Annotated in this window: 12 protein-coding genes; 6 read left to right on the top strand and 6 right to left on the bottom strand. The window is 31.8% G+C overall.

The window, feature by feature from the left end:
* Positions 1–94 precede the first annotated feature (94 nt).
* Together ACKOWY_RS08170 and ACKOWY_RS08165 are read right to left on the bottom strand one after the other, a co-directional pair.
* Complete coding sequence (locus ACKOWY_RS08170) at positions 95–1024, bottom strand: AMP-binding protein (protein WP_408940948.1); 930 nt, start codon at positions 1022–1024, stop codon at positions 95–97.
* 12 nt (positions 1025–1036) lie between these two features.
* Positions 1037–1960, bottom strand: a complete 924-nt coding sequence (locus tag ACKOWY_RS08165; protein ID WP_408940947.1) for a lysostaphin resistance A-like protein — start codon at positions 1958–1960, stop codon at positions 1037–1039.
* Between the two features lie 92 nt (positions 1961–2052).
* Here ACKOWY_RS08165 and arsC point away from each other — a divergent pair, with 92 nt between their 5' ends.
* Both arsC and ACKOWY_RS08155 read left to right on the top strand, forming a co-directional pair.
* Entirely contained in the window at positions 2053–2394 is a 342-nt protein-coding gene (gene arsC, locus ACKOWY_RS08160) for an arsenate reductase (glutaredoxin) (RefSeq protein WP_408940946.1), read from the top strand.
* An 86-nt stretch (positions 2395–2480) separates the two neighbouring features.
* A complete protein-coding gene (locus tag ACKOWY_RS08155) occupies positions 2481–4970 on the top strand; it encodes a TonB-dependent receptor domain-containing protein (protein WP_408940945.1) in 2490 nt (829 codons plus the stop codon).
* A gap of 73 nt (positions 4971–5043) precedes the next feature.
* Here the strand turns inward: ACKOWY_RS08155 and ACKOWY_RS08150 are convergent, their stop codons facing one another.
* Together ACKOWY_RS08150 and corA are read right to left on the bottom strand one after the other, a co-directional pair.
* Positions 5044–5211, bottom strand: coding sequence for a hypothetical protein (locus ACKOWY_RS08150; protein WP_408940944.1), 168 nt, complete (start codon positions 5209–5211; stop codon positions 5044–5046).
* Positions 5212–5310: 99 nt separating this feature from the next.
* Positions 5311–6381 (bottom strand): magnesium/cobalt transporter CorA, encoded by a 1071-nt coding sequence (gene corA / locus ACKOWY_RS08145; RefSeq protein ID WP_408940943.1) that lies wholly within the window; start codon positions 6379–6381, stop codon positions 5311–5313.
* A 68-nt stretch (positions 6382–6449) separates the two neighbouring features.
* Between corA and hutI the strand changes: the two genes are divergently transcribed.
* On the top strand, positions 6450–7688 hold the full coding sequence (gene hutI / locus ACKOWY_RS08140; RefSeq protein WP_408940942.1) for an imidazolonepropionase: 1239 nt from the start codon (positions 6450–6452) through the stop codon (positions 7686–7688).
* Positions 7689–7746: 58 nt separating this feature from the next.
* Here the strand turns inward: hutI and ACKOWY_RS08135 are convergent, their stop codons facing one another.
* Entirely contained in the window at positions 7747–8631 is an 885-nt protein-coding gene (locus tag ACKOWY_RS08135) for a hypothetical protein (RefSeq protein ID WP_408940941.1), read from the bottom strand.
* 95 nt (positions 8632–8726) lie between these two features.
* On the opposite strand from ACKOWY_RS08135, the gene ACKOWY_RS08130 reads away from it, so the two are divergent.
* Entirely contained in the window at positions 8727–9773 is a 1047-nt protein-coding gene (locus ACKOWY_RS08130) for a formimidoylglutamase (RefSeq protein WP_408940940.1), read from the top strand.
* 36 nt (positions 9774–9809) lie between these two features.
* On the opposite strand, the gene ACKOWY_RS08125 is transcribed toward ACKOWY_RS08130, so the two are convergent.
* Positions 9810–11063 (bottom strand): nucleoside permease, encoded by a 1254-nt coding sequence (locus ACKOWY_RS08125; protein WP_408940939.1) that lies wholly within the window; start codon positions 11061–11063, stop codon positions 9810–9812.
* Between the two features lie 162 nt (positions 11064–11225).
* Here ACKOWY_RS08125 and ACKOWY_RS08120 point away from each other — a divergent pair, with 162 nt between their 5' ends.
* Both ACKOWY_RS08120 and ACKOWY_RS08115 read left to right on the top strand, forming a co-directional pair.
* Positions 11226–11693 (top strand): SRPBCC family protein, encoded by a 468-nt coding sequence (locus ACKOWY_RS08120; protein ID WP_408940938.1) that lies wholly within the window; start codon positions 11226–11228, stop codon positions 11691–11693.
* Between the two features lie 3 nt (positions 11694–11696).
* On the top strand, positions 11697–12158 hold a 462-nt coding region (locus ACKOWY_RS08115), incomplete at its 3' end, for an SDR family NAD(P)-dependent oxidoreductase (RefSeq protein WP_408940937.1).

Raw genomic sequence — 12158 nt, 5'->3', positions numbered from 1 at the left:
ACCCGAACAAATAGAACAAAAACTTGACGGGAAGTTAGATCGCCGTTTTTTTATTACTTCAAAAGAAGATTCGGAGTTGGGCGAAAAGGTGGTTTTAGTAATTGAAGGCGAGCCATTTAATGTTGGTTCTACTGTTTTCGCCCAACTCCGAATCTTCTTTTGCAGTAATAAAAAAACGGCGATCTAACTTCCCGTCAAGTTTTTGTTCTATTTGTTCGGGTAATATTTTAATACCACCACTATTTATAACATTATCAATTCTTCCCAAAAACTTAAACTGATTTTCGTTAACCAATTCTACCAAATCATTCGTAACTACGGTTTCTTCAGCAATTATTTTAGGAGCATGAATAACCAAACAATTTCTATCATCATAGGAAATAGTTACGCCTGGAAGTACTGTAAACACCTTATCTCCTACTCTTTTAGCAGCTATATGGGTTATCGTTTCGGTCATGCCGTAGGTTTCAAAAACCTGAGTTGGTAATTTCATAAGTTCTTTTTCTAAAGAAGAATTTATTCGAGCACCGCCAACAATTAGCTTCTTTACATTTCGCAATTCCTTTAAAGAATTTTGAGCCTGCAAAGGAACCATAGCAACAAAATCATATTTTTCATCCATTCCTTCCATAGGATGTGAACTTGGAGCAACATAATCTAAATCTAAACCTAAAATAATAGATCGAATTAGCATCATTTTTCCCGCTACATATTTAACAGGCAAACATTGTAAGGCTTTATTTCCAGCATGCAATTCAAAAAAATCTCCTGTTGCCAATGCTGAATTTACCATGGCTTGTTTGTCTACTCTAATTATTTTTGGAACTCCTGTAGAACCCGAAGTTTGCATTTCAATATAGGACTTAGCATCAAACCAATCCAATAAAAAATTTCCAACAGGCTTTTCAAAATCTTCTCCTTCTTTTATAAAGCTATAGGCAACTCGACATAAATCTTCTTTATCCAATTGAAAACCATTCAGTTTAAATTGGTTGTGCACATTTTCATAAGTAACATGAATCATGGTATTTTACTTTTAATTATTCTCTGGACTTATTTTACCAGTAAGTTTTTCTTTCCAATTAGTCCATTTGTATTTCTTACTAAAGATAACCAAAAGTATCGGAAAAATAATAAATACAGGATTAAATATTTCCCCTATTCCGCCGGGTGTTGAAGTGTCTTTAAAGAGTGAGTTGGTTTGTAAAGCAGTCCAATCTGAAGTTACCAAAAGTGCCGTTATTAAATTATTGGCTGCATGAAAACCAAGAGCTAACTCTATACCTTCATCCATGAGAGTCAGAATTCCTAAAAACACACCGGTTCCAATGTAATAAATCAAAACCCAATACCCCATTTTGTCAACTTCTGGATTTAATATGTGCATGGTTCCAAAAATTAATGATGTCATCAATAACGGAAACCACTTATTCTTAGATAAATTTGCAAATCCTTGCATTAAATATCCTCTAAAAATATACTCTTCGGTACTTGTTTGTATCGGAATTAAAGCAGTTGCAATAAGTACTAAAAGTAGAAATGGAATTGGCTTAAAATTCCAAACCAAACTCCCCGGACTTGAATAAAAAACTACTATTGTAGATACAATTGTAAATAGCGTCCATATTCCAAAAGAAAAAAAGACCCTACCCCAATCTATTTTTGATCTTGATGTAGTAACTGACAAAAGGGTTTGTTTATGAAAATAGTTTACTACCAAAATAAAACCAACAAATGCAAAAAGAAAAGTCAGCAGCATCAAAAACAAAGAAAGATTGGAATCTAATAATTGAAGTGCTTCAGTAGTTGTTTTAGGCGATTTACGTGTGTTTATACTTTTTTCAAAAACCAATAAACCCAATGGAATCTGACCTATAGTTGAAGCTACAACAATAGCTATGGATCCTAAAATGTATTTCCAAAATTCATTGCTTTTTTTAATCCCTTGTTCAATAAACATATAAATAAAATTTAAATTTTAATCTGTCAAACAGTACATTTGCACCGACTAAAATACTACAAAATTAATTAGCAATAGTGATATAAAAAAAGATGATTACAATATACCACAACCCAAGATGCGGAAAATCAAGAGAATGTTTGGCTTTTTTGGAAACTAAAAACCAATCTTTTGAGGTTGTTAAATACCTTGAAAGCCCTCTGAATTATGAAGAATTATGTTCATTAATCCAAAAATTAAACCTTTCTCCAATAGATTTAATACGCACCAAAGAATCAATTTGGATCGAAAATTTTAAAGGCAAAATCCTTTCAAATGAAGCTATTATTTCTGCAATGGTTGCGCATCCGATACTAATAGAACGACCAATTGTAGTATACAAAAACAAAGCAATTATTGCCAGACCACTTTCTAAAATTGAAGCGATTTTATAAATTATTAACATACATTTATGAAGCGTTATTAAACGAATGTTTAATTTTGTAGTATCATATCTTGAATAGAAATTTTACACTCCATCATGAAAAAAATTAAATTAATTTTATCCCTTGTTTTATTATTTGCCTCAATATTAAATTATTCACAAAATAAACCAGAAGGAAAAAAAATAAAAATAACGGGGAAAATAATTGAAAAAGATACGAATACCCCTTTAGAATACAGTACCATTTCTTTAGTTAATTCCAATACAAAAAAGGTTACTTCAGGAGGAATTACAAATGCTTCGGGAGAATTTAACTTTGACGCCACTCCTGGAACTTACATTGTAAAAATTGAATTTATTTCATTCAAATCATTAGAATTAAAAGAAAAAGCTTACACTTCAGACACTAATTTGGGTTTGATTTCATTGCAACGAGATGCTAAGCAATTAAATGATGTCGTTATTAAAAGTGAAAAAGCCTCTTTAGAAATTAAACTTGACAAAAAAATATACAATGTAGGTCAGGATATGATTGTTAAGGGCGGAACAGCAAGTGACGTTTTAGACAATGTGCCATCGGTAGCAGTAGATGGAGATGGAAATGTGACACTTCGAGGTAACGAAAATGTTAAAATATTAATTGACGGAAGACCTTCCAACGCAATCAACATTGCAGATGCTTTAAAAAGCATTTCAGCAGATGCTTTAGATAAAGTTGAAGTAATTACAAATCCATCCGCACGTTATGATGCTGAAGGTGGAGCCGGTATCATCAATATCGTATTAAAAAAAGGTAAAAATAAAGGAATTAACGGAACCTTCATTGCAACTGTAGGAAATCCTAAAAACAGCTCCGCTACAGGAACTATTAATTTCAAGAGTACAAATTTCAATTTGTATTCAACCATAGGATTCAACGATAGCGATGCTCCTGGAAGAACGCTTACAGATTCAGATTATTTAAATCCAGATGGATCAATATACAAAACAATAAAAGAACGTATTAATCGCTCTTCGGCAAGAAAAGGATATAATTATAGTTTGGGATTGGAATGGTATTTAGATAAAACCACAACCTGGACAAATGGATTTACATACAGAAAAAATGATGGATCAAGTCCAATTAATGATGTGATCAATAACTATGAAACGAATAATAATTTTGTTTCTAATCGATATAACGATCAATTTACCTATACCTACGACATTGAATACAGTACAAATTTCACCAAAAAATTTAAGAAAGAAGGCCATAAATTGACAATTGATGGAACTGTTTCAAAAAATAGTGACAACGATTTCTCAACGATTACCAATACATTTTTAGGAGCTACAAGTAATACTACAATTGAATCGTCTAAATATTATCAAACTCAAAACAGAACGTTATTACAAACAGATTACGTTTTACCAATTGCTAAAAACAGTCAATTTGAAGCAGGATACCGTGGTAATTTCAATGAATTTTTAAATGATTTTAGAGTTGGAAGTATTGACAATTCAGGAAATTATAATTCGTATTCTAATTTCACAAATGTATTTGATTACAAAGAAAAGATAAATTCCCTTTACACACAGTTTGGAACAAAAATTAATAAATTCTCGCTTTTATTGGGGATGCGTTATGAAGACACCAATATCGAAACCAAACTGCTACTAACAGATTTTTATAGTCTACGTAAATACAATAACTTCTTCCCTAGTGCTTTTTTCACCTACCAAGTTTCTGACAATAGCACTTTATCAATTAATTATAGTAAGCGAATAGAAAGACCTAGAAATCGTTTTATAATTCCGTTTCCAAATAACTACACTAGTAACATTAATTTATTTGTTGGAAATCCGAATATTAATCCTTCATTCACAGATGCTATTGATTTGGCTTATATGAATAAGTTTAATAAAGTTACTTTAACAACATCAGTATATTACAATAAAAATAAAAATCCTTTTCAATTTGTTAGAAGACCAACCGGAGACGTGGTAAGCATCATAGTAAACGGAATTCCTGTTGACACACCAGTATACTTATCGACTGCAGAAAATTTAGATACCGACACCAGATACGGCTTTGAATTTACTTTAAACTACTCTCCTTTTAAATGGTGGAAGTTAAACGGTAATTTTAATTTCTTCAAAAGTACCATTGTAGGGAACTACCAATACACATTAAACGGATCTAACACTGTAATTAGTCAAGATGTATACAAAGAATCTTCAAGCTGGTTTACTAGAATTTCTTCTAGAATCACATTGCCATTCAAAATAGATTGGCAAACAAATGCCACATATAACGCACCACAAAATAATTTTCAAGGAAAAAGCATAGGAGTATTTGCTGCAAATTTAGCTTTAAGCAAAGACATCATGAAAGACAAAGCAACAATTTCACTTAGCGTAAATGATGTTTTCAATTCCAGAAAAAGAATCATGCAAACTAATTTACCAACTTTAAGTTCGTACAGTGAAATGCAATTTCGTGAAAGACAAATTAATTTATCATTTACGTATCGTTTCAACAAACAAAAATCTGAAAAAGAAAACAAACCTAGAAGAGAAGGTGAAGGTGAAGGTGGTGATTTTTAATGATAAAATATAATATTGAAAATAAAAAAGCCCTGAATTTTCAGGGCTTTTTTAGTATATGTATATAGAATAATTATTCTGTTTCTAATTCTCTTTTTTCTCTTCTTTCTTTTAACAACTCTCTAGTTGCTCCAAAAACCCAGTAGAAAACGAAGTTAATTAAGAACATCATTAACCAAAAACCAATTGTTAAAATGGTTAAGAACAATAAGAATCCTAAATATTGTGCGAATGTAAACATATCTTTGTAAAATTTTCTTTATAAATATAGGTCAAAGATAATTCTAAAATTTTATTCTACAAATAATTTACAGTAAATTATCAACAAGATTTTAAACAATTAGAACCACTTCTTTTTTTTGAAATAATAAATCATTCCAAGAATTAAAACAAACATTAGCCCCATTACCATAAAATATCCATTCTTCCATTCTAATTCAGGCATGTATTTAAAGTTCATTCCATAGATTCCTACAATAAATGTTAAAGGCATGAAGAATACCGAAACAACAGTTAACGTCTTCATGACCTCATTCATTTTATGGCTTTGTGTAGAGAAAAAGAAACTCGAAGCACTATCTAATGTACTCAGGTCATATTCAATTTGCTCTAATAACTCTAAACATTTTTGATGTAAACGCTCAAAAAAAGTAAAATTATTGGGTTCAATCGCATCAAAAACATTGTCGTCTTTTATACTCTTAATAGAATACAAAGAATCTCGCAGCGGAATAATGGAACGCTTTAAAAAATTATAATTATCCCTATGTTTTTCAATTTGTTCTAAAATAGAAAGACTGGTACTGCTTTTCGAAAGATTAATTAACTCCTCTACTTTATCTTCCTCATTTTCGATAGTAATGTAGAAGTTTTCCATTATCGCGTCGAGTAATAAAAACAGTAAATAATCGGCTTTTTTTGTCCGAACTATACCCGAATGAGTTCTAATTCGCTCTCTAATGTGAGTAAAGAAATCACTTCTTTTTTCTTGAAATGAAACTAAAATTCCATTCTTTAACAAGAAACTTATTTGCTCAACCATAATGTTATTAGAGTCCCCATCTGGCAACAAGGATTTAATATTAAAAAACAAAGTATCATGATATTCATCAAGTTTTGTGCGCTTGGTTGTATTTAGTATATCGGATAACATAAAATTATCAACATCCAAAAACTCCCCTATTTTAACGATTAAATCCGTATCATTTAAACCATGAACATTTATCCAGTTAACCTTGTTAAAATCAACATGTTTACCAATTTCATCAACGTCAAATTCATGAAATTCAGCCAAATCTGTATCGTTATACACAAACAACTGAATCTCTGTTTGAGTAAATTTATGAATACCAGTATACTCCAATAATGAAGGCTGTACTTTTTTAACTTTTTTATATTTAATTTTTCGCACCGACTATAATTTTGTATAAATTTATAAATAATTATTTTTTATAAAGTAATTTTACACAAAATCATTTCATGAAAACATTAATTATCAACATACAAGAGTTGTTGCAAATTCGAGATGCTTCTATTCAAAAAGTTTCAGGCTCTGATATGAAGCAGTTGCCCTCAATAAAAAATGCCTACTTATTAATTGAAGACGATTGCATTCTCGATTTTGGATCAATGGAAAATTGTCCAAAAAACGATGTTGATGTAAACATCGATGCAACGGGCAAAGTAGTGCTTCCTGCCTGGTGCGATAGCCATACACACATAGTTTATGCCGGTAATAGAATACTTGAATTTGTAGATCGAATTAATGGATTGACTTATGAAGAAATTGCCAATCGCGGTGGCGGAATTTTAAATTCGGCAAAAAAAATAAACGCTATTTCAGAGGAAGAACTTTTCCAACAATCAAAAGTAAGATTGGAAGAAATAATGTCACAAGGAACCGGTGCTGTTGAGATAAAATCGGGTTACGGGTTAACCGTAGAAGGAGAAATCAAAATGCTTCGAGTAATAAAAAAGCTAGCTCAAAATTATCCTATTAAAATTAAATCAACTTTTCTTGGAGCACATGCTTTTCCTATTGATTACAAAGAAAATCATTCAGGTTATATTGATTTAATTATCAATGAAATGCTTCCTAAAATTGCCCAAGAAGATCTTGCAGATTACATTGATGCATTTTGTGAAACAGGATATTTTTCGGTACAAGAAACTGAACAAATAATGGAAGCTGGAAAAAAATATGGATTACAAGCCAAAATTCATGTCAATCAGTTTAATGCAATAAATGGAATTAAAGCTTGTGTAAAGCACAATGCATTATCAGTTGATCACTTGGAAGTAGTTACTGATGAAGACATTGAGGCGCTAAAAAACTCAGACACAATGCCAGTTGCCCTTCCCTCTTGTTCCTATTTTATTAGTATTCCTTACACTCCAGCAAGAAAAATAATTGATGCAGGTTTGCCACTAGCTCTTGCCACCGACTTTAATCCGGGAACTACTCCATCCGGCAATATGAATTTTGTTGTTGCTACTGCTTGCATCAAAATGAAAATGACTCCTGAAGAGGCTATAAATGCAGCAACTATTAACGGTGCTTATGCCATGGGAATAGCGAAAACGCATGGAAGTATTACTAAAGGTAAAAAAGCCAATATCATTATTAGCAAGGAAGTTACCTCATTTTATCAATTACCCTACGCATTTGGGAGTAACTTAATTGATACGGTATTTATTGAGGGAAAAATTGTACAATAAAAAAATCCGCGAAAAAGCAATTTAAGGCTCCTTCGCGGATTTTTTTAATATCCTATTACTATCTTAACGTAAAACTGGATTTAGAAACTAATTGATTTTTATCAAATAAGTTTACAAAATAAGTACCCGCAGCAAAGTCTTTCCCTGGCAATTCATGAACTACATCAACCGTTTTATTTTCATATTTAACTCCGGCTGTAAAACTATAAGTTAACGATTTATCACCAAAATTTACAGTTACTTTATCCCCTAGAACATTGTTTTTACTGTCAATTATTTGAACATAATAAGTTTTATCCCCAGATTTAGCAATGCTATTTTCTGCTATAGTAAAACTAACTTTAAGCACATCTACTCTACTTGCCTTGTCAGTTTCAATTTTTTTGCCAGAACTTCTTAATTTAAAAGTTGCTGTTTTTAAATTTAAAATAGAAAGCTTAGAACCTTTTTCAACCGTTTTAGCCAATTCTTCATTTTGACCAACTAAAACTTGGTTATAATTTTTAGCATCCGATAACACTACTTTTGTGCTGTCTAAATTGGTTGTTAATACTTGGTTTTGTTTTTTCAAAACATCAACCTGCTTCAACATTTCATTCATTTTTGTTTGTAACGAAAGAAACTGATCTTTGTATTTTGCTAAAGAAGCCGCATTTACTTTTGATTTTTCTAACTGAGCCATTAACCCAACAACTTTTTCACGTTCTGCGATTAATTCATCAGACATGGTCGTGTTTTCTGCAATAGCTTTATCATAACTATCTTTAAGTGATTTTAAATCATTCATTACAGATTCTTTCTCTGTTTTCACAGATTTAACTTCGGTAGTAAGCGCACTTGCTTCACTTGATAATTTAATATTGTAATACACACTTCCTAATAACAACAGAAGCAACACAAGAATTACAATTTTTAGGGACGAATTGTTTTTTTGATTTTCCATTTGGGATTAATTTTGTTAAGCAAATTTAATAATATTTATTTGTATAACGATAGTTTGTACAATTATATTATTTTTGAACTCAAACAAACAACAAAATGGAAAAACTAATCCGTTTTACGGCTTCCGACTTATCCAAAATCACCAATTATCGTAGTGGTGAAGTTAAATTTGGAGAAAAAATGATCACAATTCCTAAAGAACAAGATGTTGTTTCTTTTCTTCAAAATTGTGAATCGCAATTTGTATTATTCGGAATTCCCGAAGATATCGGAGTTCGAGCAAATTATGGACGCCCCGGAGCTAATTCCGCTTGGGAAAGCGCTATAAAAAGCATTGCCAATATTCAGCACAACCGATTTTGTAAAGGTTCACAAATTATTGTTTTAGGTGCTTTGGATGCCTCCGAAGAGATGAAAGCAATTGAGAATTTAGACTTCAACATTACCGAAGATCGCAAAAAAATGTGTGATTTGGTTTCGATAATAGATAAAGAAGTTGCACATATTATTGCAACTATAGTTAAAGCAGGAAAAATTCCAATTGTTATTGGTGGTGGACATAATAATGCTTATGGTAACATTAAAGGAACCGCTTTAGGAAAAGGAAAACCAATCAATGCCGTTAATTTTGATGCCCATTCCGATTTTAGAATCCTAGAAGGACGCCACAGTGGAAATGGTTTTTCGTATGCATTTGAAGAAGGGTTTTTAAAGAAGTATTTTATTTTTGGATTGCATCACAGCTACACTTCAAAAAATGTTTTAGACAAACTAAAAACATTAAAAGAGCGTGTTCTTTACAATACATACGACAGCATGAAGATCAAAAAAACAAAAGATTTTGATTACGAAATGCAGTTGGCACTCGATTTTATAAATAATGATTTTTACGGCGTAGAAATTGATCTGGATTCGATTCCAAACATCCCTTGTAGCGCAATGACATTAAGCGGATTTTCTGTTGAAGAATTAAGACAGTTTATTTATTTCTTTGGAAATCATACCAACGCGGCTTATTTACACATTTGCGAAGGCGCTCCAAGTCTAGATCATGAAAAGAACAATCATTTGGTTGGCAAATTAATTGGTTACCTCATAACCGATTTCATCAAAGCAAAAAACAATATCGTATTTCCATTATAAAACAAAACCCCGATTAATCGGGGTTTTATATTTTTATTAATGATTTACAGTCGCAACGGCTTCCGGATTGTGTTTGTGCTTGAAGAAAATTGCAAATAATACGGCAATTATTAAAGCATATCCTGCAAAAGCAAGCCAAATCGAATGCCAATCTCTTATCCCATCATGAGTGAAAAATTTATCAATTACTATTCCACTGATTAATCCTCCAAAGAAAGCTCCAAATCCGTTAGACATCATCATAAACAATCCTTGTGCAGAAGAACGTATTTTTGAATCGGTAGTAGTTTCTACAAATAAAGAACCAGAAATATTAAAGAAATCAAAGGCCATTCCGTAAACGATACAAGAAAGAATAATCATCCACAAACCATCTACTGGATTTCCAAAAGAGAACAATCCAAAACGCAATACCCAAGCCAACATTGAAATTAACATCACTTGTTTAATTCCGAATCGCTTTAAGAAAAACGGAATAGCAAGAATAAACAACGTTTCAGAAATTTGAGAAATCGACATGATTATTGTTGAATATTTAACTACAAAAGAATCAGAATACTCAGGAACTTTAGAAAATTCAGATAAATACACGTCACCATACATATTTGTTAATTGCAAAGCACCTCCTAAAAACATTGAGAAGATAAAAAACAATGCCATTTTGTAGGTTCCAAATAATTTAAAGGCATTCAATCCTAATTTTTCTCCCAAAGAAGCATCGGTAGCAATTAATTTTTGAGGCGGACATTTCGGTAAGGTAAATGAATAAATTCCTAATATAACGGCAGCAATAGCCGAAAGATAAAACATGTTATAAGATGCCTTATTACCTGTTAAATTGGTGATCCACATCGCAGCAATAAAACCAACCGTTCCCCAAACACGTATGGGTGGAAAAACTTTGACTACATCAAAATTGTTGGTTTTTAAAATATTATAAGCAATCGAATTAGACAAAGAAATTGTTGGCATGTAGCATAACATCGCTGCAAAAATCACATAATAAAATGTGGTTGGATCTTCAACTTGCGGAATGTACATGAGCGCCAATCCTCCTAAAATATGCAAAATCCCATATAACTTTTCAGCATTTATCCATTTGTCTGCAATGATTCCGGTTAATGCCGGCATCACAATTGAAGAAATACCAAGCGTAGAAAATATTGCTCCAAATTCGGCACCACTCCAATTCTTTGTTCCAAACCAATAATTTGCAACGGTAATTAACCAAGCTCCCCAAACAAAGAACTGAAGGAAACTCATTAAAGTAAGTTTAAACTTAATATTCATAATCGTTTTAGTTTAGTAAATAGATTGTAAATCTAATATAATTATCATAATAGAAAAATAATAATATTCTATTTATAAGAACCAATTAAAATAAAACAAAATTTTGTTTAACTTTTTGTAAATAATATTAAACATTTTGTAAATTTGTAGAAAATTATAACCATGAAAATTTACACGCTGCACAGCAAACAAAATCTTCCAATTTCAATTGATGAAGCTTGGAAGTTTCTTTCTGATCCAAAAAACTTAAAAGTAATCACCCCAATTTATATGGGATTCAAAACACTTTCGGGAGATGATAGAGCCATGTTTGCAGGTCAAATAATTCAATATATAGTTACCCCTGTTTTTGGAATTCCGATGAAATGGGTAACCGAAATCACACACGTAAAAGACAACAGCTATTTTGTAGATGAACAACGCTTTGGGCCTTATTCGTTATGGCATCACAAACATTTTCTCAGAGAAATTCCGGGGGGTGTTGAAATGGAAGACATTGTAGATTATAAAATTCCAATGGGAATCATAGGTCAATTGGTTCACCCTATTTTGGTTGCACCAAAATTGAAGGAAATATTTGACTTTCGTAGAAAAAAATTAATTGAACTTTTTGGAGAATTTAAAGGATAAATCATGAAAAATATTTTACTTATAGGAGGTTCCTATGGAATGGGATTAGCGATTGCAAAAGAATTACACAACGGAAACAAGGTATTTGTTGCCTCCCGAACAAATGAAAATTTGAATGATTTAAATGTTACCCACATTCCGTTTGATGCATTAACCGACACGTTAGATACAACCCAACTACCAGAAGTGATTGACGGATTGGTTTATTGTCCTGGAAGTATCAATTTAAGACCCTTTAGAGGATTAAAAATAGATGCATTCGAATCGGATATGCAAATAAATTTCATAAGTTTGGTGAAAGTAATCCAATCGGTTTTGCCCAATTTAACAGCTTCCAATCAATCGAGTATTGTATTGTTCAGTTCGGTAGCTGCCAGTATGGGAATGCCTTTTCATACCAGTGTGGCTGCAGCCAAAGGAGCCATCGAGGGATTTGCTAAAGCCTTAGCAGCCGAATATACTCCC

The organism is Flavobacterium sp. (assembly GCF_046073885.1).
Classification (GTDB): Bacteria; Bacteroidota; Bacteroidia; order Flavobacteriales; family Flavobacteriaceae; genus Flavobacterium.
This window is presented reverse-complemented; position numbering and strand designations above follow the sequence as displayed.